This window comes from Sinorhizobium terangae (assembly GCF_009601505.1).
GTDB classification, from domain to species: Bacteria; Pseudomonadota; Alphaproteobacteria; order Rhizobiales; family Rhizobiaceae; genus Sinorhizobium; species Sinorhizobium terangae.
Genome location: NZ_WITC01000019.1, coordinates 1 through 24,687 on the forward strand (window position 1 = coordinate 1; position 24,687 = coordinate 24,687).

The following is a 24,687-nucleotide window of genomic DNA, read 5'->3' on the forward strand; positions in this document are numbered from 1 at the left end:
GCATCGTGCTTTCCGAAAATCGGGTCCGATTTTCGGGCCGATGTGCTAGAGCGGGATGAGCTTACGTGCGTTCGCGCCGCCGCTCTATCTGTTTGTTTTTGCGGCATTTGTGTGACGTCAGGTGATTCCACCTGACTGCACAATGCTCTAGTGATTGATCGCCTTGACGATTTCCTCGGTGACCTTCTTGGCGTCGCCCAAGAGCATCATCGTGCCGTCCTTGTAGAACAGCGTGTTGTCGATGCCGGCATAGCCGGAGCCGAGCGAACGTTTGACGAACAGGCAGGTCTTGGCCTTGTCGACGTCGAGGATCGGCATGCCATAGATCGGCGAGGTCTTGTCGTCGCGCGCCGCCGGGTTGGTGACGTCGTTGGCGCCGATGACATAGGCGACATCCGCCTGGGCAAATTCCGAGTTGATGTCTTCCAGCTCGAACACCTCGTCATAGGGCACGCTTGCCTCGGCAAGGAGCACGTTCATATGGCCCGGCATGCGACCGGCGACCGGATGGATGGCATATTTGACCTCGACGCCATTCTCCTTGAGCTTGTCGGCGAGCTCGCGCAGCGCATGCTGCGCCTGCGCCACGGCCATGCCGTAGCCCGGCACGATGATCACTTTCGAGGCGTTCTGCATCAGGAAGGCGGCGTCGTCGGCCGAACCCTGCTTGACGGTCCGCTGGATGCCGTCGTCGCCGCCGGTGGCCGCCGTCTCGCCGCCGAAACCGCCGAGGATCACCGAGATGAACGAGCGGTTCATGCCCTTGCACATGATGTAGGAGAGGATCGCACCCGACGAGCCGACCAGCGCGCCGGTGATGATCAGCGCCAGGTTGCCGAGCGTGAAGCCGATGCCGGCGGCCGCCCAGCCGGAGTAGGAGTTGAGCATCGAGACGACGACCGGCATGTCGGCGCCGCCGATGGGGATGATGATCAGGACGCCGAAGATGAGCGACAGAAGAACGATCGCCCAGAAGTCGAAATGACTTTCGGTCAGCGCCAGGCCGACGATGAAGAAGACGACGAGCGCGACCAGCGCGATGTTGATCGCATGGCGATAGGGCAACAGGATCGGCTTGCCCGACATGCGGCCATCGAGCTTCAGGAAGGCGATGACGGAGCCGGTGAAGGTGATCGCACCGATTGCGACGCCAAGCGCCATCTCGACGAGTGCCTGGGCGTGGATCGCACCGATTTCGCCGATGCCGAAGGAGGACGGCGCATAAAGCGCGCCGGCGGCGACCAGCACCGCGGCAAGGCCGACGAGCGAGTGGAAGCCGGCGACGAGCTGCGGCATCGCCGTCATCGGGATGCGCTTGGCGATATAGGCGCCGGCGCCGCCGCCGAGCGCGAGCCCGAGCACGATCAGCAGAAAGCCGCCGATCGAAGGCATGGCGAGCAGGAGCGTCGTAGCGATGGCGATGCCCATGCCGACCATGCCGTAGGCATTGCCCCGGCGGCTGGTGGTCGGATGCGACAGGCCGCGCAGCGCCATGATGAACAGGACGCCGGAGACGAGATAGAGGAAGGCTGCGAAGTTAGCGTTCATCGGCCCGCCTCACTTGTCTTTTTTCTTGTACATGGCGAGCATGCGCTGGGTGACGAGAAAGCCGCCGAAGATGTTGACCGAGGCAAGCACCAGCGCGACGAAGCCGAAGCCGGTGGCAAGGCCCGAGGCCGAGATGCCGACCGCGAGCAGCGCACCGACGACGATCACCGACGAGATCGCATTGGTCACCGCCATCAGCGGCGTGTGCAGGGCTGGCGTCACCGACCAGACGACGTAGTAGCCGACGAAGATCGCCAACACGAAGATTGCCAGGCGAAAGACGAAGGGATCGATCGCGCCGCCCGTGGCACCATGCGCCACCGCGCCGGCCGCATCCGGCACATATTCGGCCGCGGTCCTGACCGCTTCGACCGCCCGGTCGAGATCGGTCAATGCCTTGTCGAGAAGTTCGTTCGCCATTACTTGTCCCCCTCTTTCGCGCCGCCGAAGGCCGGATGCACCACGGCGCCGCCGTGGGTCAGCGCCGTCGCCTTGACCAGCTCGTCCTCCATGTTGAGCGCCAGTGCCTTCGTCTCCTTGGAGACCATCGTTTCCAGGAACGTGACGAGGTTCTTGGCATAAAGCAGCGAGGCGGAAGCGGCGATACGACCCGGGACGTTCAGGTGGCCGACAACCTTGATGCCTCCGACCTCGACGACCTTTCCGGCTTCCGCGCCCTCGACATTGCCGCCGCGCTCGACGGCGAGGTCGACGACGATCGAGCCGGGCTTCATGGAATCGAGCATCTCGCGGGTCACGAGCCGCGGTGCCGGGCGGCCCGGAATCAGCGCCGTGGTGATGACGATGTCCTGCTTGGCGATATGGTCGGCGACGAGTGCGGCCTGCTTGGCCTGGTAGGCCTTCGACATTTCCTTGGCGTAACCGCCAGCGGTCTCGGCCGCCTTGAACTCCTCGTCCTCGACGGCGATGAACTTGGCGCCGAGCGAGGCGACCTGTTCCTTGGCCGCCGGGCGGACGTCTGTGGCCGAGACGACCGCACCGAGGCGCCGCGCGGTGGCGATCGCCTGCAGCCCGGCGACGCCGGCGCCCATGACGAAAACCTTCGCCGCCGGCACCGTGCCAGCCGCCGTCATCATCATCGGCAGCGCCCGGTCGTATTCATAGGCTGCATCGATCACCGCCTGATAGCCGGCAAGGTTCGCCTGGGAGGAAAGCACGTCCATCGACTGCGCCCGGGTGATGCGCGGCATCAGTTCCATTGCGAAGGCCGTGAGTCCGGCCTCCGCCATCGCCGCGACCGCCCCGTCGTTGCCGTAGGGATCCATGATGGCGATGACCATCGCGCCGGACTTGTAGCCGGCGATCTCCTCCGCCGTCGGCCGCCGCACCTTGAGCACCACGTCGGCGCCCTTGGCATCCGCCGACGAGCCGATGCGGGCGCCGGCCTTCTCGTATTCCGAATCGGGGATACGCGACCTGAGGCCCGCGCCCGCCTCGACGACGACGTCGAAGCCCAGCGACTTCAGTTTCTTGACGCTTTCGACCGAACCCGCGACGCGCCCTTCATGCGCGTCCGTTTCCTTCGCGATAAAAACAATCTCGCTCACAAGTCCCCTCCCGACTCACAGTCGAGCCGGAGCGGACCGCGAGCATCTTGTTCGACTGCTGGAGCGACTGGCCTCGCGGCGGGCCGCATCCATGGTGACAGGCACTCTTCCGTCGAAGGCAGGCGCCGCCTGCCGTCGTAAACGCTCCTCACGCGGTGAGGTAATGCCGGATTGCCTCCGACGGCCGAAGACGGGGCACCCTCCTGCCCCGCATTCAGCAAGAAATGTCAGAGAAACCGGTTAACGAAGAAGGAAGAAACCGGCCACGTTGAGGATGATCAGCAGCACGAGCGAGCTGAAGAAGCCCATTGTTGTGAAAAAGGCTGCAGCCATCGCAATCAGCATCGTGGCGCAAAACAGCGTGCCGAATTTCGTCGCGTTCAGGAAGAGGTTGTAGGTCTTCTCATGCTCGGAATAGTCCATCGGAGCGCCCGTTTCGACCGGTCCCGAATGATGCTCTGCCATCGTCCAATTCTCCCAGAATGCCGCGGCGCGGCCAGTGGCCACGTCCGCCTTTCAACCTTGATGCACGAACGGAGCCGCCTGCCAAGCGAGTAAGCAGACAGTCCTTTAGCTCCGCATACACAATGCGAAAGCCATGCGCAACGAAAACTCGCCCGCGGGGACTGCGGCATAAACGATATCCCGTTTGCGCCCTTCCGTTGGTTGCGGCCGACGCACCTAGCGCATCGGCCCGAAAATCGGACCCGATTTTCGGAAAGCACGATGCGTGGAATCAAAGAGTTACAGCGTCCTTTGTGCGTCCTGAAGGACGCACGGCGCTGTAATGCATGTCACCCAAAAGTGTGCAGCGGTCTTGGGACAACGACATGCATAAAAGCAATGACCTGGACCGCGGCGCGTTTGATCAGGCGCGCAAAGGACGCTGCGGCATTCTAAATTGCCGCATGTTTTATCCTTAAATCGGGTACGATTTAGGAAAACATGCGGTGGTCATCCGCGCGTTGATGCACGGGAGTAAGCGCGGCCGTAGCTGCTTTGCGCAAATCGCGCGGTGGGCAGGATCGTCAGCGGTGCGAACGGCACTTCGCTGCGGTCCGCAAACATCATCCGGCGCTCGAACGGTTCGGAATCGAAAACCGGAAAGCGGTCGAGGATCGAGGGGCGCTGTCCACGAACCCGCGCGACCAAGAGGGCGCCGTCGGCATTGTAGACGCCGAGATTTTCCCGGCACGCCACAACCGTCTCCGAGGCAAAGATGCGCTTGTAGAAGGCCGTATGACGCGGCCGGCACGCCGTCAGGCAGCGGTCGGCGGAAAAGTATTCACAGGCCATGGCAACCGGCCTCAGCGTCAGATAGGGCAGCGCCCGCATCTCGTCGCCGATCACCTCGGGATCCACGGCGAGCCGGCCGGGATCGATCAGAACCATGCCCGCATCGAGAAAGGTATCGATCTCCGGACCGAAGATGATTCCGGACGTGCTTGCCCGATGGTCCGGCGTGACATGGTGGACCCGCACCGTGCTGACCAGGTTCTCGTCAAGGTAGATACCGAAGACATAGGCGTGGCTGTCGAAGTCGAGGTCGTCTATCAACGTCGATCCCGTCAGCTCCATGAGGTTGACGGCCTTGTAGGCCTTGTATCGGAGCCGCGCGATGTCTTCCATGTCCTCGCCGGTTTCGACGCGCCTGTATTCGACGCGGTCGAGCAGCTGCATCAGCTTCTCGGAAAAAGTTCCAGGCTCCGCCTGGCGCCCATCAGCACCCATAAGTTTACCCCCATAGTTAACAAAGGGTTAACCTATTGACGGCTGATGAGCTGGCAACCACAAAATGATACAGACTGCACTTAACCTTTTGTTAACCTTAACAGAAGGTTAAATTTTATGGTGAATCCGGCGCTTGAGGGTGACTCAGAGCAAGATGAAGGAAAGTGTGCGCGGTTTTCCGTCGGCATCCCGCTCAACTTATTGGAATCGATCACGATGAAAGCCTGATGCGGGGCGAAGCGGCGGAAGAGACTCCTGCCCTGCGGAAAACGGCAGGCGGGTCGTCAGGCGATGCGCTGGCTGGACGACTTGGTGGTTCGTTTCCGTGCACCTTGCTTGCACAGGGCGTCGATCGCGGAGGCCGGCATCGGCGCTGCGAAGACAAAACCCTGTATCAGATCGGCGCAGTTGAATTCGTTGATTAGCTGGAGCTGGTCCGCTGTCTCTACCCCTTCGACGACCGTCTTCAGGCCGAGCGCGCGGGCAAGATTGACGGTTCCGCGCAAGAGCTTGAAGCGCCGCGCGTCTTCGCGAATGTTGCGGACGAAAGACCGGTCAATCTTGATGATACCGGCAGGCAGCGTATCGAGATAGCTGAGGCTCGAATAACCGGTGCCGAAATCGTCTATGGCGATGGTTATGCCTCGCTCGTGCAGGTCGCTGAGAATGCCTTGAACCTTGGCCGGCTCGTCCATCAGGCAGCTTTCCGTCACCTCGAGGTGCAGCCGCGCCGGATCCAGCCCCGTTTCCTTGAGCGCCTCGGTGACCATCGAGACGATCTCGTCGCCCCTGAGATCGAGGACCGAGAGATTGACCGACACAGACATGTCCGACGGCCAGTTCGTGCAGTCCCTGCACGCCTGCCTTAAAACATAACGGGTGATGTGGGTCACTAGACCCATTTCTTCGGCAAGCTGAATGAACACATTCGGCGGGACAGGCCCGCGCTCGGGATGCGTCCAACGCGCCAATGCCTCACAGCATTCGATCCGCGATCCATCCGGCGTGAACATTGGCTGGTAGGACAGGCTCAGGCCATTTGCATTGAGTGCCTCGCGCAGATCGCTCTTGAGCTTCTGGCGGTCGAGATAGCGGGCGTCCATCTCGCTTTCGAAGGCCGTGCAGCCCCCCTTGTTCCTTGCCTTGGTTTCCGAGAGCGCCAGGTCCGCCTTGATCTGCAGGTCTTCGAACCGGAAATCGCCACTCGGCACGATGACGAAACCGGCGCTCATGGTCATATTGAATGTGAAACCGCCAGCAACGTAAACGCCGCGCAGCCCGGCATGCACGGCGCGGATCCGTTGCTCCAGATCGGAGGCATCTGCCCTGTTGGGGAAGAAGACCACGAATTCGTCGCCCATCAGGCGGGCGGCTATCGCATCGTCGCCGGTCAGGGACTTCAGGCGTTCGGCGACCGCCTGAAGTAATTTGTCGCCGACCACATGCCCTCGCGTATCGTTGACATGCTTGAATTCCGCCACGTCGATAAGGAGAAAGCCTATGTTGCGCCCGTGCCCGCCGTTGGCAGCCATGGCATGGTGGGCAAGTTCGGCAAAATAGTCCCGGCTCGGCAGGCCTGTCAGCGTGTCGAAGCGTACCATCTGCAGGATCTTCTTTTCCGCCTGCACACGCGCGGTCACATCCTCGAAGGTCAACACGATCTCGCCGTTCTCGCGGCGATTTGCCGAAAATTCGAGGAAGCGGTCTTGTGACGTCGAAATCAGCGCGCGCGAGTGCTTTCCCTCGATCAGCAGGTCGAGCTGTCGCGCAATCGTCTCCTTGTTCTCCGTGCCGAGCGCCATGCGGTCGGCCGCTTGTTCAAGGACTTCGCTGAGCAGGCGCTCCTTGAGAACGGCCTTGTCGCCAAGGCCGAGGAGTTCGCAGGCGCGTTCGTTCGCGACCACGATGCGATGGTCGCCGTCGAGCATGAAGAGCCCATGCGTCATATTGTTGAGCGCGGCGTCGAACTGCCCGGCGATTGTCGAGATTTCCCGTGCGGCGAGGACATTCTCGTAAAGAAAGGCGCGCACATTGTTTGCCATCGTCCAGGTGGTCAGGATGAACGGCAGTATCAGCACCGCCAGGACGAGCATGTAGGGATCCCGCAAGGTCAAGAGACCGATCACGATCGGCAGGCAGGCCGACGATGACAACAAGAGAACCGCCCGCTCGGAACCATAGTTCCGGCCGACGAGCGAAATCATCGATGCCAGCGTCACCGAAATGCACGCAAGTTCCGCGAAGGAATCCTGACTGATGACGATTGCATATCCGCAGGCAATGCCGCAGGTCAGCGTCACGCTGACGCCGCCGACGATGTACCGGTTTTCCCATTTTCTGACCATCGCGTTGTCGGCGTCGGAAAAGTCCTGCCGGTCGAACCGGGTCATGTCGAGATTGCGGAGCGCCCAAACGACGACAATGGTCGCGGCGCAGATCAGATAGAAGGGATCGGAGGTCTTGAGAAAGACAAGCAGGAAGGTCACGACGTGCGACAGCATGCCGATTACCAGCGTCCGGCGATGTTCATAGAGCGAACTCACAGACGACAGGTAAACATCTGTCGGAAGAGCGCCCCGTTCATTGGGCATCATGAACCAAGCTCCGGGTTTGCCGGATTGTTAGAGTCGAGGACTTAACGAAAGATTTCGTCTAAACCCCCGAAAGATCTATCGAATTGCCAGACAGTAGCAAAACGGCACTGGGCTACGCGCACCGATTCAACCCAATATTGCAGAAGACTCGTAATAATAGCCGCATTATACAACCACGCATAGGTATTTCTACGCCGGGAAACTCGGACTGCGACTTGGACATTTCTTCAATTGAGGCAGGCGCCCCCGGCCGTTTTCCGGATGAGATGGTTACCCGACCTTGAACAAATCCCCTTAATTCCTTCCACCTTCTTACCTTAGCCTGCCAGAAAAGCCCAGTCACCGGTAGCGGATCGTCGAGCGCGAATCTCGCAGTTGACTTTCACCGATATCTGGCTGCAAGGCTTTCGGAACGGAAACGGAGATTGATGATGTCGAAACCTGTCGTTGCGATCCCTTGCGATTTTCGCGAATTCGACGGCAATGTCTGGCATGTTGCCGCAAATCAATATGTGCGCGCGGCCGTCGAAGGCGCCGGCGTCATGCCGTTTCTCATTCCGGCACTCGAAACCGGTAATGACATCGACGAGATCCTCGACCGTGTGGATGGCGTTCTCGCCAGCGGGGCACGCTCCAATGTCCACCCTTCGCTGTATGGAAGGCAAGCGACGGATGCCGACGGTCCGTTCGATCCCGGCCGTGATGCCACCAGCCTGCCGTTGATCCGCCGTGCGCTTGATCGCGGCGTTCCGCTGTTTGCGATCTGCCGCGGCATTCAGGAGCTCAATGTGGCGCTTGGCGGCACGCTCGCGACCGAAATTCAGGACCAGCCCGGTATCTGGGATCATCGCAAGCCGGACGTGCCCGAACTCGACATCGCCTACGGCATTCGCCAGGATGTGATCGTCAAGGAAGGAAGCTGCCTGGCGCCCGTTCTCGGCGCCGGCCGTATCAGGGTCAACTCGCTGCACCGGCAGGCAATCGCCGCGACCGCGCCGCGCCTCGCCGTCGAAGCGGTTGCCGATGACGGCACGATCGAGGCGGTGTCGGTCATCGGCGCCAAAGCCTTCGCGGTCGGCGTGCAATGGCATCCGGAATATTGGGTCAGAACCGACGCGCCTTCCGCCTCGCTTTTCAAGGCCTTCGGCGATGCGGTGCGTGCCTATAGAGAGGCAAAGGGCTGAACTTCACCCTTTGCGCCGGAACGGTGTTTCAACGACCGGCGTAAGGGCCTCTCCCGTCGAAAACCAGGCCTTCAGATTGTCGACGACGAGATCGGACATCGCATTGCGGGTTGCCACCGAAGCGGAGGCCACATGCGGCAGAAGCGATACGTTCGGAAGGGTCAGCAATGCCTCCGGCACGTGGGGTTCATTTTCGAAGACGTCGAGCCCCGCCCCGGCGATGACGCCATTCTGAAGAGCGGCAACGAGCGCCGCCTCGTCCACGGTCGAGCCGCGGCCGACATTGATCAGCACACCCTCAGGCCCGAGCGCGGCCAGGATGTCGGCGTTGACGGCCTTGAGCGTGCTTGGCGTGCCCGGCACGATCACGATCATCGTGTCGACGGCTTCGGCGAGGCTCTTGAGGCTCGAATGATAGGCATAGGCAAGCCCCTCGCGCGGCGAGCGCGTGTGGTAGGCGATCGGAACAGCGAAGGCCTCCAGCCTCCTGGCGATCGCAAGGCCGATCCGCCCGAGGCCGAAAAGTCCAACCTTGCGCCCCCGGAGCGAAAGCGGCGATAGAGGAAACGCCCCTTCCCGCACCCAGCGGCCCTGCCGCAGCCATTGCTCGGCCTGCGGCAGGCGCCGCAGCGTATTGAGGAGCAGTCCGACCGCCGTGTCGGCAACTTCTTCGGTCAGGACATCGGGCGTATTGGTGACGACGATCCCTCGTGCCGCCGCCCGGGCGACATCAACCCCGTCATAGCCAACGCCGAAATTGCCGATGATCTCGAGGCGGGGTAACGCATCCATCAGCTCCACCGGCAGGCGGCCGGAAACCGCCACGCCGGCGACGTCCGCCATCTCCGGCGTCACCAGTTCCACATCGGCCCGCTCGATGCGCACGGTCTCGAACATTTCCGGAAGCCGGTCGAGAATGCGCTGGTTGATCTTGCCGGGCACGAGAATTCTGGGGCGAGCCTCCGACATCGTTACTCCTTTCGGGAGATGCGCTCAGGCGGTCACGCGTAGCGGGCCGGTCGACTGGCGAATGCGCATCTCCGGCTTTATCAAATGGATTCCATCCGGCTCATGGCTGCCGGAAAGTTTGTCGAGCAGCGCTCGCGCAGCGCTGCGGCCGACATCGGCCTGGCCGTTCCAGACAGTCGTCAGCGCCGGGGTCGCGATCGAGGCTTCCTCGAGATCGTCGTAGCCCGTGACCGAGATGTCGACGCCCGGCACGAGCCCGGCGCGGGCAATGCCGTTCATCATACCGATTGCCACCAGGTCGTTCCAGCAGACGACTGCCGTGGGCTTTTGCGGCAGCGACAAGAGATGCACCGCCGCCTCGAACCCGCCCTGCTTGGAGCGCGGCCCGGGAATGCGCAAGTCCGGATCGACCTGGATATTCGCCTTGCGCAGCGCGTTTACATAACCCTGGTAGCGATCACGGCCGGTCGACGTCTGGTCGGTGCCGCCGACCATCGCGATGCAGCGGTGGCCAAGGCCGATCAGGTGATTGGTCGCAAGCGAAATGCCATAGGCGTCGTCGCCACGGAAAATCGGCACGTCGAGTCCTTCGATCGACCGGGCGATCAGGATCGCCGGCATGCCGTTGTCCTCGGCAAGCTGGATGTCCTCCGGGGGAGTGCCGATCGCCGGCGACATGATGACACCGTCGCCGCCAAGCTGCAGCAGCGTCTCGATGAAGTCGCGCTGCTTCTCGACGGAATCGTAATGGTTGGAGAGGATGAAGGTCTGCTTGTCGCGATCGAGTTCCGCCTCGATCGCCTTGAGGATTTCCCCGTAGAACGGGTTCATGATGTCGTGCACGACGACACCGATGATGCCGGACCGCGACGTTCTCAAGCTCGCGGCGCGACGATTGTAGATATAGCCGAGCGCGCGTGCCTGTTCCTTGATCTTGTCGCGGGTTACGGTCGCCACCAGTGGGCTGTCACGCAATGCCAGGGATACTGTCGCCGTCGAAAGGCCGAGTGTTTCCGCGATTGTCGAAAGCTTGACCTTTTGCGCCACTATGTCCCCCCGAATTCACCGATCTCTTCAGCCCGTTTTAAATCCTCTTTAAACTGTTTAAATGATCGCCGCAATCAGGAAGTGTCACCCCACAGCGCCGCGCGTCTTACCAGACGCGCAAAGGACGCTGTAGCCTTTGAATTGCTGCATGTTGTTGTCCTTTAATCGGCTACGATTAAAGGCGACATGCAGTAGCGGCATGGGATCAATCGGGCGCTCTCGCCGCTTGCAGATTGCTGTCGACGGCTCTCAGCAGCTTCAGGAGGGTACGCACCTGCTTGTCGGTCAAACCTCGCGTGGCGAGCTTTTCGGAATGCTGACCGGCCTCCGCAATGGTCTGCAGCCGTTCGCGCCCGGGCACGGTCAGATAGACCTTGGTCAATCGCGCATCTTCCTCGTCCGGCCGGCGTTCGAGGAAGCCTTGCGCCTCCATGCGGCCGATGGTGCGTGTCATTGTCGGCGCCTTGACACCCAGCTTTGCAGCGAGCGCCCCTGCCGTCAGGCCGTCGGTCTCGGCCAGCGCGAGCATGACGCCGTCCTGCCCCGCATAGAGGCCGCTTTCGACGAGATTGCGGGAGAGTACGGTGCGCATCGAGCGCGCCGCCTGTACAAGAACCGAAGCAAGATCATGCGGCTCGACAGCAAGCTCGTCCCTCTTCTTGCCGTTCTTGCCCTTCTTTTCGGCCTTGCTCTTCTTGCCCATTGGACCTCCCGCCGAATCCCGTACACGATTTTATAGCAATACAGCTTGTGATTACGAACTGTATGACTCAAATAACAATTTTACGACAGAAGGGATGGAGAACCGAAGAGAAATGTCGATGCCCGAGCCCAACTGGAACGATAACTGCGCCGATCTCGCACCTTCCGAGCGGCGGCAGTGGATCGCGGTGCTGCCGCTCGGCGCGCATGAGCAGCATGGGCCGCATCTTCCGTTCGAAACCGACCGGCTGATTGCCGAGGGCATCGTTCGGCGCGTCTCACCCGCGCTACCCGCGGACATCCCTGTAACGTTCCTGCCGGTCGAGCCCGTCGGCTACTCAATCGAACATATGGATGTGGCCGGCACGCGAACGCTTGCCTTTGAGGAAGCGATCGGCCGCTGGCTCGGGATCGCCGAAAATCTCCGTAACCTCGGCATCCGCAAATTCGTCATGCTGAACGCCCACGGCGGCAACTCACCGCTGATGACGATCGTCGCGACGGAGGCGCGGGTGCGCTTCGGCATGCTCGCGGTCGCGACGAGCTGGACGCGTTTCGGGCAGCCGGAGGGCTGGATCAGCGCCGAGGACAAGGCGCTCGACATCCACGGAGGCGATATCGAGACGTCGGTGATGCTGGCGCTCCACCCCGACAAGGTGGATATGACGCGCGCCGCCCGGTTCCCTTCCCGCCAGAGCGACTTTATCGCCCGGTTCACGCATTTGCGCGCCTATGGCCCGCATGCATTCGGTTGGAAAATGTCGGACCTCAATCAACAAGGCGTCGCGGGCGATGCCGGCGCCGCGACCGCCGCGCGCGGCGAAGTCCTTCTTGCACACGCGGTGAAGGGCATCATCGAGCTGCTCGAGGATGTAAACGCCTTCGACGTCGACGAACTTTCCTGATCGGCGAATGGCGGATCGGTTCCGCGCAGCGAATTCGACGGCCGCCATTTGCGCAACGTCGCTTCATCTCCTATATGAGGACGCGACATTGATGCCCGCGGCGCATCGCCAATCCTCGAGGCTCCCATGACCGAAACATCCACGCAGAAGCCGATCCCCGTCACCGTGCTCACGGGTTATCTCGGCGCCGGCAAGACGACGCTCCTCAACCGTATCCTCAGCGAGAATCACGGCCGCAAGTATGCGGTGATCGTCAACGAATTCGGCGAAATCGGCATCGACAACGACCTGATCGTCGAGTCGGACGAGGAAATCTACGAGATGAACAACGGCTGCGTCTGCTGCACCGTGCGCGGCGACCTGATCCGTGTCGTCGAAGGGCTGATGCGCCGCCCGGGCCGTTTCGATGCGATCATCGTCGAGACCACCGGCCTTGCCGATCCGGTTCCGGTCGCCCAGACCTTCTTCATGGACGACGACGTGCGCGCCAAGACCGAGCTTGATGCCGTGGTGGCACTGGTCGATGCCAAGCACCTGCCGTTGCGTCTCAAGGACAGCCGCGAAGCCGAGGACCAGATCGCCTTCGCCGATGTCGTGCTCTTGAACAAGACCGACCTCGTGACGCCGGAAGAGCTGGAGCGGATCGAGGCAACAGTGCGCATCATCAATCCGTCCGCGCGCATCTACCGCACGCAGCGCTCCGAGATCGACCTGACCAAGGTGCTCGACCAGGGCGCCTTCAATCTCGAAAGGGCGCTCGAAAACGATCCGCACTTCCTCGATCAGGACGAGCACGACGATCACGTCTGCGGTCCCGAGTGCGATCACGATCACGATCATCATCATGATCATGACCATGACCACCACCACCATCACCACGACCATGGGCCGTCACCCATTCATGACGTGACGGTGCAGTCGATCTCGCTGCGCGGCGGCGAGATGAACCCCGACCGCTTCTTCCCGTGGATCCAGAAGATCACCCAGACCGATGGTCCGAATATCCTGCGCCTCAAAGGCATCATCGCTTTTGCCGGCGATGCCGAGCGCTACGTGGTCCAGGGCGTGCACATGATCATCGAGGGCGACCACCAGCGCGCCTGGAAGGACGGCGAGAAACGCGAGACCCGGCTCGTCTTCATCGGCCGCGATCTTGACCGCGAGAAGCTCGAGCGCACCTTCAAGGCCTGCGAGGTCCAGGCATGATCCCCGATAAGATCATGCTGAAACAAGAGAGCCTGGCTAACTGATGCCCACAGTCGCTCCGCTCGATCTCGAAGGCCACGTCGTCGGCGTGGCCTTCCTCAAGGACATACCCTTCTTCGCCGAAGCCTCCGGCGCCATCCATCACCTCGATCATGGTCACAAGACCATCGATGCCCATGACGGCCTTCTCTCGCTCGACCATGACGAAGCGAGTGACAGCCTCCTGACCGGCGGCGAGGACGGCAAGGTCATGCGGATCTCCGCCGACGGCGCTATAAGCCTCGTCGCCCAAGCGCCGCGCAAATGGATATCGCAGGTTGCGGCCGGACCTCAGGGCGCCGTCGCCTACGCCTATGGCAAGACGACCCATGTTCGCCTGGCCGACGGCAAGACAAAGGATTTTCCCGAAGAGCGCACTGTCGAGGGCATAGCCTTTGCCCCCAAGGGCCTGCGCATCGCCGTTGCCCGGTACAACGGCGTGTCCATGCATTGGGTGGCGATCGCCGGTCAGCCGGCCGACCTCGAATGGAAGGGCGCCCATACCGGCGTCACCTTTTCCCCCGACGGCCGTTTCGTCGTCACCTCCATGCAGGAAAACGCGCTGCACGGCTGGAAGCTCGATGCCAAGGCGGGAGCCGAAGCGCGCCACATGCGCATGACCGGCTATCCGGCCAAGGTGAAGTCGCTGTCCTGGTCCGCCAAGGGCAAGTGGCTTGCATCTTCCGGCGCGCCGGCGGCGATCGTATGGCCGTTCCAGGGTAAGGACGGCCCGATGGGCAAAGCCCCGCTAGAGCTCGGCACGCGCGGCAACATCATGGTGACGACCGTCGCCTGCCATCCGGCCGAGGACATCGTGGCTATCGGCTACGAAGACGGCATGATCCTCGCTGCCCGCTTCGCCGACAGCAAGGAAGTGCTGCTGCGCCGACCCGGCAACGGTGCGATCACCGCCATGGCCTGGAGCAGGAACGGCCGCCAGCTCGCCTTCGGTTCCGCGGCCGGCGACTGCGGCGTCGTGGATCTTGCTGGGTAGGCGATCTCGCCTCCCGCATTTTGACGAGATGTCACCCCATCGCCACCCCCTCCCCACAAGGGGGAGGGCTTGGCGCTGCGATCACCTGCCAAATCGAACCCCTCCGCTTGCCGCAACGCGGGTAAGCCACTCCTCCCTTTTTGGGGAGGGGTGTCCAAGCCTCACCACTCAAGTTCCAGATGCGGCCGGCCGTCTGAGGTCTTTTCGACCGTCCGTCCGGTCTCGTCTATCGTGGCCGTTACCCTCTGGCGGAACGCCGAGAAACTTTCGAACGTGACAACGTCGACCGGCTCATCGAACTTGAACGTCAGGCGATAGCGCCCCGGCCCAGCGCTTATCGCGTGAACCGAGAGGATTTCCGCTTCGAAGGCTTGGCCGAGATAGTGGCCTTTCACCCGCGAACCCAGCATCCACGGATTGAAGGGCGGGCGGTTGCCGACGGCTGCGTGAAGCGTATTCCAGTCGCGGTAGCCGTACTGGGCGGCGACGAGTTCGAGCGATCTGGAGTGGCTGATCGCCTCGCCCTCCGCTGCAAGCCGGGACCGCAAGCGCCTTGCCTGGTCCTTCAGCGCATCGAGTGCGGGGAGCGTCGGTTTTCCATGCGTCATGACAGGGTCTCCTGTTGCGGCATGCAATTTTGAGGATGGGTGCCCGCATTGCCATCGGTTCGCATGCCGTTTCGGCGTGACCGTGTCGAAAAGAGGGACTTCACCAAAGCTTCAGCTCGCGGACGGCTGGGGCCCTCACCCGCCGCCTGCTTATGCGAGACCGTCAGAGCTGTCAAACGAAGAAGCATCGGCGCCTCAATTAGCCTCTCCCCCGCAAGCAGCATGGAGGGACGTCCCCCTCCCGCCGAGTCGGCGAAGGCAGCGCCGCGAGTGCCTTCTCCCTCACTTGCAGGAAGAAGGCACCCGCCAGGCGGATAAAGAGCCAAACGGCAACGGCCTACCCGTGCATGACCAGCCGATGCTTGCGCGCACGTCAAAGCTGTGGGAGGAGTTATCATATCGAGGGAGGGCACCATGAGCGACTTCACCATTCTTGCATTCGCGCTCGTTGCTTTCATCGGCATCGCGACTCCGGGTCCAACCGTGCTTCTCGCGCTTACCAATGGCTCACGCTATGGCGTAAAACGCGCGACGGCAGGCATGATCGGCGCAGTCCTGTCGGATTTCGTGCTGATCGGTGCCGTGGCGCTCGGTCTCGGTGCGCTCTTGGCCGCGTCCGAATTCTGGTTCACGGTCGTCAAATGGCTGGGTGCAGCTTATCTCGCTTTCCTGGGCGTCATGCTGCTGCGCTCCCACGGCATGCTGGAAATTGCCACCGAGCGGGAGAGCCAGGGCGGCGTCGCCACAACGCGCACCATCGTCCTCAAGAGTTTCCTTGTCGCGGTCACCAACCCCAAGGGCTATCTGTTTTTCTCGGCCTTCCTGCCGCAGTTCATCGAGCCTGCACTGCCGCAGGCATCGCAATACACTGTTCTCGCCATCGTCTTCGCTTCGATCGATTTTGCGGTGATGTTCGCTTATGCGCTGATCGGCTCCCAAGCGGTTCGTTTCCTGAAACGCTCCGGAGCGATCTGGCTCGACCGTGTCTGCGGCGGCGCACTGCTGGCGCTGGCCGGCTCGCTGGCATTCTATCGGCGCGTCACCACCTGACATGCGTGCAGAAAGGAAAACGGGATGATCGGGTATACGATGGTCGGAACGACGGATCTGAGGCGGGCCGAGCGATTTTACGATCCGTTGATGGCCCTGATCGACCAGGAGCGCTGCTATTGCGACGAACAGGTTACCTCCTGGGGGCGGAGGGATAACGACAGGGCTCCGCGCTTCTTCACGGGCTATCCTTTCAACGGCGAGGCGGCGACCGTCGGCAATGGCGTAATGACCTCGTTTCTTGTCGAAACGGCGGATGTCATAGATCGCCTTTTCCGGATTGCGCTAGAAAATGGCGGCAGCAGCGAAGGCGAACCTGGCTTTCGCCCGCAATATGGCGAGGGCTTTTATGCGGCCTATGTGCGCGATCCCGACGGCAACAAGCTTGCCTTCGTCTGCTACGACGCAAGGAGCTGAGAAACTGATCTCACAAAAGATTACAGCGCCCCGGCGCCATTCCGGCGTAGGAGCGCTGTTGGTTGTCCGCCTCCGCAGGGTTGGAGGCGGCGAAGTCAGGCGGCGCGCCTGAGCGGCGGCAGGGCGAGCTTGCGGCCGCTCGCGACCAGCATTCCGGCCGCACCATCGAGCCAGCCGTCCTTGAGCTCGAGCGCCAGGAAGCGGTTCCGCTCGAACGGTCCCGGCATGACAAGATGCTGTGCCCGCTCGGCGAAGAAGCCGAACCGCTCGTAGTAGGCGGCGTCGCCGACGAGCAGGATCGCTCCGTGCCCGCGGTTCTTGGCCTCCTGAATTGCCGCGCGCATCAGCATGCCGCCGATGCCCCTGCCCTCGTGCGCCGGATCGACAGCAAGCGGACCGAGCAGAAGCGCTGGCACGCCATGGCCCTCCCGGTCGACACCCGCCTCGACATTCCAGAGACGCACCGTCCCGATCACATGACCATCCTCGTCGCGTGCGACAAGCGCAAGTCCCTCGGCCGGAACGCGGCCGCGGCGCAGCTTTTCCGACGACTTCCGGCGACGATCCGGCCCCATGGCACGGTCGAGCAGGTTTTCACGCGCGACGACGTCGCCCGGGTTTTCGGAGTCGATCACAAAGGTGGACGGCGCGAAGAACGCGCGCATGGCATCAACAACAGCGGCCATCGGGGCCTCCCGTCATCAAAACCGCTTCAGGCGGACCGGATAAGAATTGTGAAATCGCCGCTCCCGCGGTTGGCGGGAGCAGGCAGGATCAGATCACATAGGCCTTCAGCGGCTCGAAGCCGTTAAAGGCGACGGCCGAGTAGGTGGTCGTGTAGGCGCCCGTGCCCTCGATCAGAATTTCGTCGCCGATCGTCAGCGAGATCGGCAGCGGATACATGTTCTTCTCATAGAGCACGTCGGCCGAGTCGCAGGTCGGGCCGGCAAGCACACAGGGCTCCATCTGATCGGCGTCGCGAGCGGTGCGGATCGGGTAGCGGATCGCCTCGTCCATCGTTTCCGCGAGACCGCCGAACTTGCCGATGTCGAGAAAGACCCAGCGGTGATTGTCGTTGTCCGACTTCTTCGAGACGAGAACGACTTCCGCCTTGATCACGCCCGCATTGCCGACCATGCCGCGGCCCGGCTCGATGATCGTCTCCGGAATGTTGTTGCCGAAGTGCTTCTTCAGCGCACCGAAGATCGCCTGGCCGTAAGCTTCCGCCGACGGCACGTCCCTGAGGTACTTCGTCGGGAAGCCGCCGCCCATGTTGACCATCTTGAGTTCGATGCCCTGCTTGGCGAGCTGCACGAAGACGCGCTTGGCATCGGCAAGCGCCGAATCCCAGGCATCGAGCTTCGTCATCTGCGAGCCGACGTGGAACGAGACGCCATAGGAGACGAGGCCGAGCTGATGGGCGTAGACGAGCACGTCGACGGCCATCTGCGGTACGCAGCCGAACTTGCGCGACAGCGGCCACTCGGCGCCCTCGCCATCCGTCAGCACGCGGCAGAAGACACGGGCGCCGGGAGCGGCACGAGCCACCTTTTCGACTTCTTCATGGCTGTCGACCGCGAAAAGGGACACGCCCAGCGCATAAGCGCGGGCAATATCGCGCTCCTTCTTGATGGTGTTGCCATAAGAAATGCGTTGGGCGGTCGCACCGGCATCAAGCGCCATTTCGATTTCGGCGACGGACGCGCAATCGAAATTGGAGCCGAGACCGGCGAGAAGGCGCAGGATCTCCGGCGCCGGGTTGGCCTTGACGGCATAATAGATCGAGCTGTCGGGCAGCGCGTGGCGGAAGGCCTTGAAATTGTCGCGCACGACGTCGAGGTCGACAACGAGGCACGGGCCTTCCGGTCGTCGGGTGTTCAGGAAGTCGATGATGCGTGCAGTGGTCATAGCCATATTCCCCAGATCCATTAGACTCCACAACTGTGGAGGACAAAGGGCATACGCGCGCCTGCTCTGGAACCAGCCGGTGGAGACCCCGGAACCATGCATGCGCTCGATGCGCGAAACGGTGAATCGAAGCCCGCCAAGGCTAAGATTCGTCTTTGTCTGCCATGGATTGGAGGGAATATCCCAACCGCACTTCCGGCAATGAAGGTGTGCCTCTTCAGTAACCCCGGCTGTTGGAAAGCCGGCAGACACCAGAAAGGCCCGCACCGTCGTTGCTTCAAGATGTCCTCGCATTTCCCGGTTGGCCGGAATAGCGACTGGAGGGGTTAGTTCCAGGTACCTTACCGATTTCCTCACCTTATTCGAGGGTCGGCGGACACCCACAGGCACGTGCGACTTTGGGCAAGGGGTAGGTAAGAAAAAACACTGTCGTAATCAAGAGTTTTTTGCGTTCCGCGGTTGAATTTTTTCCGAAGCCGACGACATTGTCGGTGTTCACCTTCACTGAACAATCAGACAGGCCGGGAAAAATGCGCCAAGCCTTTGAAGTTAAAAGAAGTTCCTCCGGGTACACCGAGCGACGGCGCTGAGAAACCGTGCACCGGTTCGAGCGCGGGCGAGGCGGCGTTATTCATGATCCTTCGACAGGCGAGCGATTGCGGCCGAATCAGCCCGGCGAACAGACGAAAGAAAATCAGCCATGGACACCTTGACCCGTATCCGTGCCTTCATCGACGTCGTGGACGCGGAAGGCTTTTCCGCCGCCGCCCGGCGCGTCGGAAAATCCAAGGCGCTCCTGTCGAAATATGTGCGTGAACTCGAAGACGAGCTCGGCGCCCTTCTGCTCAACCGCACGACGCGGCAATTCTCCCTGACCGAGGCCGGCCACACCTACTATCGCACGGCCTCCGAGATCCTGAAGGAGATCGACAACCTCGCCGATCTCGTGCGCGCCAACAATTCCGACCTGCGCGGCCGGCTGCGCATCACTGTGCCCAGGACATTCGTGGATGCGGATATTGGCCAGTCGCTGATCGATTTCGGCAAGCAACATCCCGAATTGTCGCTCGAAATCGTCTCTGACGACCGCTTCATCGATTTAGTGGAAGAAGGCTTCGATGTGGCGATCCGCATCACGCGGCTCGAGGATTCGACGCTGATCGCGCGCAAGCTCGATGACTTTCAGGTGCTGCTCTGCGCCTCGCCGGACTTCGTGGAGAAGATCGGTCCGCTCAAGCATCCGACCGAGCTTTCGAAAATCTCCTGCATTCTCGACACCAATGGCCGGTCCTATTCGAACTGGCGCTTCGTCGAGCCGGACGGTTCGCCCTTTACGGTGCCGGTGGGAGGACCGATCGAGGTCAACAGCCCGCTTGCCTCCGCGCGTGCCGCGGTGACCGGTCTCGGGGTAGCCCCGGTGCCCGATTTCATCGCCCGGCCGAAGATCCAGTCCGGCGAGCTGGTGACGTTGTTCGATGACTTCTTGCCCAAAGACCGCGGCATCTACGCGATCTACCCGCATCGGCGCTATCTGCCGGCGAAGGTCCGCACCTTCGTCGATTTCCTGCACGGCTGGTTCCGCGCGCGATGAGCATGCCGGGTGCCGCGCCGCAAGTCCCAATTCCGTCCCATTTGCAGTACATTTCGAAGGCGATTCGCGCGGCTCAGGCCGAAAAGGATTCCATTCTCATGAAAACTAAATGCCTCGTCATGGCCGGCCTTGCCACGCTCCTCGCGCCCGCCCTGGCTGTCGCGCATCCGCACATTTTCGCCGAAGCGCGGCTGGAGATCGTTTCCGACGACAAGGGCGAGATCGGTGAATTGCGCAATGTCTGGCGCTTCGACGAGCTGTTTTCCGCAAGTGTCGTGCTCGACTTCGACAAGAACTCGAACGCGACCCTCGACCCGGACGAACTCAAGGAGGTTGGCCAGACGGTTCTCGAGTCCCTTTCGGAATACAATTACTACACGACGATCTTCGACAACGGCAAATCGGTGAAGGTGTCGAAGCCGGACAGCATTACCGTCGACTACAAGGATAACCAGCTCCTGATGATGTTTGCGGTCAAGCCGGCCGAAGCGATGCCGCTCAAGGGCAAGCTCTCCTTCGGCGTCTACGACCCGACCATGTACACCGCGATGGACTTCCCGACCGACGACGATCTCACGGTCGTCGGCGAGAAGATCGAGGCTTGCGAGCATCAGGTGGTCAGGCCGGATCCCGACGAAGTGCTCGCCGAAAACAAGGACACGCTGACCGACGCCTTCTGGAACGACCCGACGGGCACCGACATGTCGAAGCTTTTTGCAACCAGGATCGAGGTCAAATGCTGAACGCACGCAAGATTGGCGGACCGCTGACGGCCGCGCTCTTCCTGGCGGCCCTTTCCGCAACAGCGGCCGCGGCGCAATCGCCGCTCGGCATCGGCACCGCCGAACCGTCGGTCCAGACAACGGGTTTCCTCGGCAGCTTCTTTGCCTGGGTCAACATGGAGCAACAGAGCTTCTACCGGCTGCTCACAGGCACGCTCAAGGGCATGCGCGAGAACCCGTGGCAACTCTGGTCGCTGATCGGCCTCTCCTTCGCCTATGGCGTCTTCCATGCGGCGGGTCCCGGGCATGGCAAGGCGGTGATTTCCTCCTACATGATCGCCAACGAGACGGAACTTCGCCGCGGCGTCGTCCTCTCCTTTCTCTCCTCGATCCTGCAGGGCGTGGTGGCGATCCTCCTCATCGGCGCCGTCTATCTCCTGTTGCGGGGCTCGTCGATCAGCATGACGGATGCCACCCGCTCGCTTGAGATCGCAAGTTACGCGCTGATCGCGGCGTTCGGAGGTTGGCTGGTCTTTCGCAAGCTGCGTTCGATGACGCGGCCCGCTCTTGCTGCAGCCAGCGACGCGCAGGCGGAGCACGGCCATCACCACGATCACCATGACCATGGCGATCATCACCACCATCATCACGCACACGCTGCCGGCGAGGTCTGCGCGACCTGCGGCCACGCGCATGCGCCGGACCCGGCCATGCTGAAGGGTGATCGTTTTGCGCTGAGCGAAGCCTGGTCGGCGATCGTCGCGGTCGGCCTGCGTCCCTGCTCCGGCGCCTTGATCGTGCTCTCCTTCGCGCTTTTGAACGGGCTCTATCTCGGTGGCGTTCTCTCGGTCTTCGCCATGTCGATCGGCACGGCCATTACCGTCTCTATCCTCGCGACCATGGCCGTCACCGCCAAGAGCTTCGCGCTCCGCTACGCCTCGAGCGGTTCGGCCGCGGCACGCATTTCCAACGGCATCGAGATCGCCGGCGCCGCGATGGTGCTGGTGCTTGGACTTGTGCTGCTGGGCGCTGCGCTTCAGGGATAGAGCGAGTCCAAGACTTGCCCAACTGCCAAGACTACAGCGCCGCGCGTCCAGCTAGACGCGCATAGTTGCTATTCCCCGCGCCGGCGCTGATGGCGGGCGCGGAGCCAGAAAATCAGGAAGAAGCCGAGGACGAAGAGAGCGCCGAAGGCAGCGGCAAGCCATGGCGAAATATCGCCCAGCCAAAGCATGATCGACGGCAGGGCGAAGAAGCCAACGGCGACGACGGCAAGAATGACCGCCGCCGCGATTGCGGCGGATCTTTCCTTTTTCTCAGGCGGTTTCAAGCTCGCTCCTTTGCCACTAGATCTGCGCGAATAGCCTCGAGGCGCCGCTTCTGACGGCCGTCACCGTCGAAGTTCTCGGGCAACAGCCAGGCTTCGAATGCGGCCTTGATGAGCGGCCATTCGCCGTCAATGATCGAGAACCAGGCGGTGTCACGGTTGGCGTGCTTCGAAATCATGTGCTGGCGGAAAATGCCTTCGAAGGTAAAACCGAGGCGCGCCGCCGTAGTGCGGCTCGGCTGATTCTCGCTGTGGCATTTCCATTCGTAGCGGCGATAGCCCAGGTCCTCGAAAACATGCCTGGCCATCAGATAGTGCGCCTCCGTTGATAGCGGCGAACGCGCCATGGCCGGCCCGTGAGCCACACCGCCGACTTCCACGACGCCATTGGCCGGGTCCGCCCGCATGTAATTTGCCATGCCGACAACCTTGCCGGTCGCCTTGTCGCGAAAGACCTCTGTGATCCAACCGGATTTTTCCTGGACCGCGCTCAGCCAAGCGTCGAAATCTTCGACGCCGGAAAAATCGTCCTGGGTGAAATATTTCAGGAGCGGGTTGATCGCCATGCCGCCGAAGGCGTCGTGCCAGAGCGCTTCGAGATGTGCCGCCCGATCATACGGCTCCAGCCTGACATATCGCCCCTCGATAAGAACCGGCTGCGGCGCCGGACATCCCTTCCAATTGGCAAGATCACGCATCGATTGCTCCCGCGTTTTCATTTGCCCTTCGCAATAGGACAGACGCCTGGCCGTTACAAATTCAAACTGGTGATGGACCCATGCAGCGGAACGAATAAGGCGGGAGCGAACTCCCCAGTGTTCTCAGTCACGCGCCGCCGGATCAGGCGGGGACCTTGGCCCCCGAAACGGTTGCCTCGATGTGATCGACGAGCGCATCGGGAAGCCCGAGACGGCCGGCGAGCAGATCGAGATAGCCGCGTTCCGCCCGGCTCTCCGGCTCGATCGCGAGGCGCGACGCGGTGTAGATCTCCACGCGCTGCTCCTCCGTCGTGGCGGCGGCAACGATCGCATCGAGATCAACTGGATTGGCGAGTTCCGCCTCGAGGAAGGCGGCCGCATCGGCGGAGAGTCCGGAAACCGACAGCTTGTCCATGATGCGGCCGCGCTCGGCCTCGTCGATATGGCCGTCGGCACGCGAGGCGGCGATCATGGCACGCACCAGGATCAGGGCAAAATCGTTGCTCACGGCTCCCGGCGCCGTGAAGCCGGAGTCGGACGGCGGCGACAGGAGCTCCGGTGTCGACCGTGCAGCCGGTTCGGCGGCCGGCGCCTGGCCGGCCTGATAGTTCTTGTAGGCCTGGTAGCCAAGCCCGGCGATCGCCGCGAGACCGCCCAGCACCGCAGCATTGCCTGCGAGCTGACGACCGGATTTCGTGCCGAGGAGGACAGCAGCGATCGCGCCGGTCGCAAGCGGATTATCCCTGGCAAGCTTAGTCACTTGATCCGCGCGATCGCGCACCGTACCGCCGGCGCCCGGCACCTGCGAACCCAAAAACTGGTCCAGCAACTTCTTCGCGTCGAACATGGCTTCGCTCCTCTTCGGTTATCCCGCGACGGCAAAGCAAGAAAGCGCTCTCCCGCACCCGCGTCGTTGTCGGCGGATTGAGACATAGGAACGTGGCGAGGAAAATACAAATTGACGTTGAAGATGAACAAGCCGGGCAAACGCCCGGCTGGTGCACACCTGCTGCATGTTTCCTTAAATCGCCCCCGATTCAAGGATAAGAACATGCAGCAATTCAAAGTGCTACAGCGTCCTTTGCGCGTCTGGTAAGGACGCGCCGCGCTGTAGGTAACCCGCAAAATTTACCCCTTGAGACCATAGGCTTCGGCGGCAAGCTTGGTGATGCCGGCCCAATCGCCTTTCGCCACCAGTTCCTTCGGTGCCACCCAGGAACCGCCGACGCAGACGACGTTCGGCAGCGAAAGATAATCGCGGGCGTTGCCAAGCGAGATGCCGCCGGTCGGGCAGAACAAGGTGCCGGCGAGCGGCGAGGACAGCGACTTCAGATAGGCGGCACCTCCGGCCTGCTCGGCCGGGAAGAACTTCATCACCTGATAGCCCTCCTCGCGCAGCCCCATGACCTCGCTCGCCGTCGCCGCCCCTGGCAAGAGCGGCACTTCGTGATCATTGGCAACATCGATCAGCTCCTGGGTCGTGCCGGGACTGACGATGAACTGCGATCCCGCCTCCACGGCCTGTTCGAACTGTGCGGCATCGAGAATCGTGCCCGCACCGGCGACGGCACCCTCGACCTCGGCGGCGACCGCGCGGATCGCATCCAGCGCCGCCTGCGTGCGCAGCGTGATCTCGATCGCCTTGAGGCCGCCGGCGACAAGTGCACGCGCCAAAGGCACGGCGGTTGCGGCATCGTCGATGACCAGGACCGGGACCACCGGTTGCAGCTTGAGGATGGAGAGAAGCTTGTCGGTTTTCGCGCTCATGCCGGTCACCCTTTAAAACGATTGAATGTTGCGTTTCGCATACTCCCCCCGGCCGTCCTTGTCGAGACCGAAGGTCGTGAACACACCCTCGCCATATAGTAGCGGAAAATAA

25 protein-coding genes are annotated in these 24,687 nt (G+C 62.0%); 9 read left to right on the forward strand and 16 right to left on the reverse strand.

Going from position 1 to position 24,687, the window contains the following annotated elements; genetic code table 11:
- Positions 1-147: 147 nt before the first annotated feature.
- The 6 genes from GHK62_RS03430 to GHK62_RS03455 form a co-directional block, all read right to left on the reverse strand.
- A complete protein-coding gene (locus GHK62_RS03430; protein ID WP_153436940.1) occupies positions 148-1,548 on the reverse strand; it encodes an NAD(P)(+) transhydrogenase (Re/Si-specific) subunit beta in 1,401 nt (466 codons plus the stop codon).
- A gap of 9 nt (positions 1,549-1,557) precedes the next feature.
- Positions 1,558-1,968 (reverse strand): NAD(P) transhydrogenase subunit alpha part 2, encoded by a 411-nt coding sequence (locus tag GHK62_RS03435; protein WP_153436941.1) that lies wholly within the window; start codon positions 1,966-1,968, stop codon positions 1,558-1,560.
- The gene (locus tag GHK62_RS03440; protein WP_184108579.1) at positions 1,968-3,116 is read right to left on the reverse strand and encodes a Re/Si-specific NAD(P)(+) transhydrogenase subunit alpha; all 1,149 of its coding nucleotides are present in this window, start codon (positions 3,114-3,116) and stop codon (positions 1,968-1,970) included. Before GHK62_RS03440 ends, GHK62_RS03435 begins: the two co-directional genes overlap by 1 nt.
- A gap of 240 nt (positions 3,117-3,356) precedes the next feature.
- Positions 3,357-3,581: an aa3-type cytochrome c oxidase subunit IV gene (locus tag GHK62_RS03445; protein ID WP_153436942.1), complete on the reverse strand. Its 225-nt coding sequence runs from the start codon at positions 3,579-3,581 to the stop codon at positions 3,357-3,359.
- A gap of 489 nt (positions 3,582-4,070) precedes the next feature.
- The gene (locus GHK62_RS03450) at positions 4,071-4,847 is read right to left on the reverse strand and encodes an N-acyl amino acid synthase FeeM domain-containing protein (RefSeq protein WP_153436943.1); all 777 of its coding nucleotides are present in this window, start codon (positions 4,845-4,847) and stop codon (positions 4,071-4,073) included.
- 284 nt (positions 4,848-5,131) lie between these two features.
- A complete protein-coding gene (locus tag GHK62_RS03455) occupies positions 5,132-7,441 on the reverse strand; it encodes a putative bifunctional diguanylate cyclase/phosphodiesterase (RefSeq protein WP_153436944.1) in 2,310 nt (769 codons plus the stop codon).
- 431 nt (positions 7,442-7,872) lie between these two features.
- On the opposite strand from GHK62_RS03455, the gene GHK62_RS03460 reads away from it, so the two are divergent.
- Positions 7,873-8,625 carry a gamma-glutamyl-gamma-aminobutyrate hydrolase family protein gene (locus GHK62_RS03460; RefSeq protein WP_153436945.1) on the forward strand — a complete coding sequence of 251 codons (753 nt, stop codon included), beginning with the start codon at positions 7,873-7,875 and terminating at the stop codon, positions 8,623-8,625.
- A 3-nt stretch (positions 8,626-8,628) separates the two neighbouring features.
- On the opposite strand, the gene GHK62_RS03465 is transcribed toward GHK62_RS03460, so the two are convergent.
- From GHK62_RS03465 to GHK62_RS03475, 3 genes are all read right to left on the reverse strand, one after another.
- The gene (locus GHK62_RS03465; RefSeq protein WP_153436946.1) at positions 8,629-9,594 is read right to left on the reverse strand and encodes a 2-hydroxyacid dehydrogenase; all 966 of its coding nucleotides are present in this window, start codon (positions 9,592-9,594) and stop codon (positions 8,629-8,631) included.
- A 24-nt stretch (positions 9,595-9,618) separates the two neighbouring features.
- Entirely contained in the window at positions 9,619-10,641 is a 1,023-nt protein-coding gene (locus GHK62_RS03470) for a LacI family DNA-binding transcriptional regulator (RefSeq protein WP_184108580.1), read from the reverse strand.
- A 205-nt stretch (positions 10,642-10,846) separates the two neighbouring features.
- The gene (locus tag GHK62_RS03475; RefSeq protein WP_153436947.1) at positions 10,847-11,344 is read right to left on the reverse strand and encodes a MarR family winged helix-turn-helix transcriptional regulator; all 498 of its coding nucleotides are present in this window, start codon (positions 11,342-11,344) and stop codon (positions 10,847-10,849) included.
- Positions 11,345-11,456: 112 nt separating this feature from the next.
- On the opposite strand from GHK62_RS03475, the gene GHK62_RS03480 reads away from it, so the two are divergent.
- From GHK62_RS03480 to GHK62_RS03490, 3 genes are all read left to right on the forward strand, one after another.
- Complete coding sequence (locus GHK62_RS03480; RefSeq protein ID WP_153436948.1) at positions 11,457-12,248, forward strand: creatininase family protein; 792 nt, start codon at positions 11,457-11,459, stop codon at positions 12,246-12,248.
- A gap of 126 nt (positions 12,249-12,374) precedes the next feature.
- Positions 12,375-13,454, forward strand: coding sequence for a CobW family GTP-binding protein (locus tag GHK62_RS03485; protein ID WP_153436949.1), 1,080 nt, complete (start codon positions 12,375-12,377; stop codon positions 13,452-13,454).
- 43 nt (positions 13,455-13,497) lie between these two features.
- Positions 13,498-14,487 carry a WD40 repeat domain-containing protein gene (locus GHK62_RS03490; protein ID WP_153436950.1) on the forward strand — a complete coding sequence of 330 codons (990 nt, stop codon included), beginning with the start codon at positions 13,498-13,500 and terminating at the stop codon, positions 14,485-14,487.
- 161 nt (positions 14,488-14,648) lie between these two features.
- On the opposite strand, the gene GHK62_RS03495 is transcribed toward GHK62_RS03490, so the two are convergent.
- Positions 14,649-15,095 (reverse strand): glyoxalase superfamily protein, encoded by a 447-nt coding sequence (locus tag GHK62_RS03495; protein WP_153436951.1) that lies wholly within the window; start codon positions 15,093-15,095, stop codon positions 14,649-14,651.
- 414 nt (positions 15,096-15,509) lie between these two features.
- Between GHK62_RS03495 and GHK62_RS03500 the strand changes: the two genes are divergently transcribed.
- Positions 15,510-16,145, forward strand: coding sequence for a LysE family translocator (locus tag GHK62_RS03500; RefSeq protein WP_153436952.1), 636 nt, complete (start codon positions 15,510-15,512; stop codon positions 16,143-16,145).
- A gap of 24 nt (positions 16,146-16,169) precedes the next feature.
- Positions 16,170-16,562: a VOC family protein gene (locus GHK62_RS03505; protein ID WP_153436953.1), complete on the forward strand. Its 393-nt coding sequence runs from the start codon at positions 16,170-16,172 to the stop codon at positions 16,560-16,562.
- A gap of 95 nt (positions 16,563-16,657) precedes the next feature.
- Here the strand turns inward: GHK62_RS03505 and GHK62_RS03510 are convergent, their stop codons facing one another.
- Both GHK62_RS03510 and odc2 read right to left on the reverse strand, forming a co-directional pair.
- Positions 16,658-17,248: a GNAT family N-acetyltransferase gene (locus GHK62_RS03510; protein ID WP_153436954.1), complete on the reverse strand. Its 591-nt coding sequence runs from the start codon at positions 17,246-17,248 to the stop codon at positions 16,658-16,660.
- 88 nt (positions 17,249-17,336) lie between these two features.
- Positions 17,337-18,476 (reverse strand): ornithine/lysine decarboxylase, encoded by a 1,140-nt coding sequence (gene odc2 / locus GHK62_RS03515; protein WP_234886754.1) that lies wholly within the window; start codon positions 18,474-18,476, stop codon positions 17,337-17,339.
- Positions 18,477-19,170: 694 nt separating this feature from the next.
- On the opposite strand from odc2, the gene GHK62_RS03520 reads away from it, so the two are divergent.
- The 3 genes from GHK62_RS03520 (at position 19,171) to GHK62_RS03530 (ending at position 21,829) form a co-directional block, all read left to right on the forward strand.
- On the forward strand, positions 19,171-20,061 hold the full coding sequence (locus GHK62_RS03520; protein ID WP_153436956.1) for a LysR family transcriptional regulator: 891 nt from the start codon (positions 19,171-19,173) through the stop codon (positions 20,059-20,061).
- A 98-nt stretch (positions 20,062-20,159) separates the two neighbouring features.
- Positions 20,160-20,804 (forward strand): DUF1007 family protein, encoded by a 645-nt coding sequence (locus GHK62_RS03525; protein WP_153436957.1) that lies wholly within the window; start codon positions 20,160-20,162, stop codon positions 20,802-20,804.
- On the forward strand, positions 20,798-21,829 hold the full coding sequence (locus GHK62_RS03530) for a nickel/cobalt transporter (RefSeq protein WP_153436958.1): 1,032 nt from the start codon (positions 20,798-20,800) through the stop codon (positions 21,827-21,829). Before GHK62_RS03525 ends, GHK62_RS03530 begins: the two co-directional genes overlap by 7 nt.
- Before the next feature lie 68 nt (positions 21,830-21,897).
- On the opposite strand, the gene GHK62_RS03535 is transcribed toward GHK62_RS03530, so the two are convergent.
- The 4 genes from GHK62_RS03535 to GHK62_RS03555 all read right to left on the reverse strand — a co-directional run bounded on the left by GHK62_RS03535 (position 21,898) and on the right by GHK62_RS03555 (position 24,575).
- Positions 21,898-22,113: a hypothetical protein gene (locus GHK62_RS03535; RefSeq protein WP_153436959.1), complete on the reverse strand. Its 216-nt coding sequence runs from the start codon at positions 22,111-22,113 to the stop codon at positions 21,898-21,900.
- Entirely contained in the window at positions 22,110-22,808 is a 699-nt protein-coding gene (locus GHK62_RS03540; protein ID WP_153436960.1) for a GNAT family N-acetyltransferase, read from the reverse strand. The genes GHK62_RS03535 and GHK62_RS03540 overlap by 4 nt, the downstream gene beginning before the upstream one ends.
- 142 nt (positions 22,809-22,950) lie before the next feature.
- Complete coding sequence (locus GHK62_RS03545; protein WP_153436961.1) at positions 22,951-23,655, reverse strand: tellurite resistance TerB family protein; 705 nt, start codon at positions 23,653-23,655, stop codon at positions 22,951-22,953.
- 281 nt (positions 23,656-23,936) lie between these two features.
- Positions 23,937-24,575: a 2-dehydro-3-deoxy-phosphogluconate aldolase gene (locus tag GHK62_RS03555; protein ID WP_153436963.1), complete on the reverse strand. Its 639-nt coding sequence runs from the start codon at positions 24,573-24,575 to the stop codon at positions 23,937-23,939.
- Positions 24,576-24,687 lie beyond the last annotated feature (112 nt).

Coding starts and splice junctions, on each gene's coding strand:
- GHK62_RS03430 (WP_153436940.1), bottom strand. CDS start 1,548: ATGAACGCTAACTTCGCAGCCTTCCTCTATCTCGTCTCCGGCGTCCTG.
- GHK62_RS03435 (WP_153436941.1), bottom strand. CDS start 1,968: ATGGCGAACGAACTTCTCGACAAGGCATTGACCGATCTCGACCGGGCG.
- GHK62_RS03445 (WP_153436942.1), bottom strand. CDS start 3,581: ATGGCAGAGCATCATTCGGGACCGGTCGAAACGGGCGCTCCGATGGAC.
- GHK62_RS03450 (WP_153436943.1), bottom strand. CDS start 4,847: ATGGGTGCTGATGGGCGCCAGGCGGAGCCTGGAACTTTTTCCGAGAAG.
- GHK62_RS03455 (WP_153436944.1), bottom strand. CDS start 7,441: ATGATGCCCAATGAACGGGGCGCTCTTCCGACAGATGTTTACCTGTCG.
- GHK62_RS03460 (WP_153436945.1), top strand. CDS start 7,873: ATGTCGAAACCTGTCGTTGCGATCCCTTGCGATTTTCGCGAATTCGAC.
- GHK62_RS03465 (WP_153436946.1), bottom strand. CDS start 9,594: ATGTCGGAGGCTCGCCCCAGAATTCTCGTGCCCGGCAAGATCAACCAG.
- GHK62_RS03475 (WP_153436947.1), bottom strand. CDS start 11,344: ATGGGCAAGAAGAGCAAGGCCGAAAAGAAGGGCAAGAACGGCAAGAAG.
- GHK62_RS03480 (WP_153436948.1), top strand. CDS start 11,457: ATGTCGATGCCCGAGCCCAACTGGAACGATAACTGCGCCGATCTCGCA.
- GHK62_RS03485 (WP_153436949.1), top strand. CDS start 12,375: ATGACCGAAACATCCACGCAGAAGCCGATCCCCGTCACCGTGCTCACG.
- GHK62_RS03490 (WP_153436950.1), top strand. CDS start 13,498: ATGCCCACAGTCGCTCCGCTCGATCTCGAAGGCCACGTCGTCGGCGTG.
- GHK62_RS03495 (WP_153436951.1), bottom strand. CDS start 15,095: ATGACGCATGGAAAACCGACGCTCCCCGCACTCGATGCGCTGAAGGAC.
- GHK62_RS03500 (WP_153436952.1), top strand. CDS start 15,510: ATGAGCGACTTCACCATTCTTGCATTCGCGCTCGTTGCTTTCATCGGC.
- GHK62_RS03505 (WP_153436953.1), top strand. CDS start 16,170: ATGATCGGGTATACGATGGTCGGAACGACGGATCTGAGGCGGGCCGAG.
- GHK62_RS03510 (WP_153436954.1), bottom strand. CDS start 17,248: ATGGCCGCTGTTGTTGATGCCATGCGCGCGTTCTTCGCGCCGTCCACC.
- odc2 (WP_234886754.1), bottom strand. CDS start 18,476: ATGGCTATGACCACTGCACGCATCATCGACTTCCTGAACACCCGACGA.
- GHK62_RS03520 (WP_153436956.1), top strand. CDS start 19,171: ATGGACACCTTGACCCGTATCCGTGCCTTCATCGACGTCGTGGACGCG.
- GHK62_RS03525 (WP_153436957.1), top strand. CDS start 20,160: ATGAAAACTAAATGCCTCGTCATGGCCGGCCTTGCCACGCTCCTCGCG.
- GHK62_RS03530 (WP_153436958.1), top strand. CDS start 20,798: ATGCTGAACGCACGCAAGATTGGCGGACCGCTGACGGCCGCGCTCTTC.
- GHK62_RS03540 (WP_153436960.1), bottom strand. CDS start 22,808: ATGCGTGATCTTGCCAATTGGAAGGGATGTCCGGCGCCGCAGCCGGTT.
- GHK62_RS03545 (WP_153436961.1), bottom strand. CDS start 23,655: ATGTTCGACGCGAAGAAGTTGCTGGACCAGTTTTTGGGTTCGCAGGTG.
- GHK62_RS03555 (WP_153436963.1), bottom strand. CDS start 24,575: ATGAGCGCGAAAACCGACAAGCTTCTCTCCATCCTCAAGCTGCAACCG.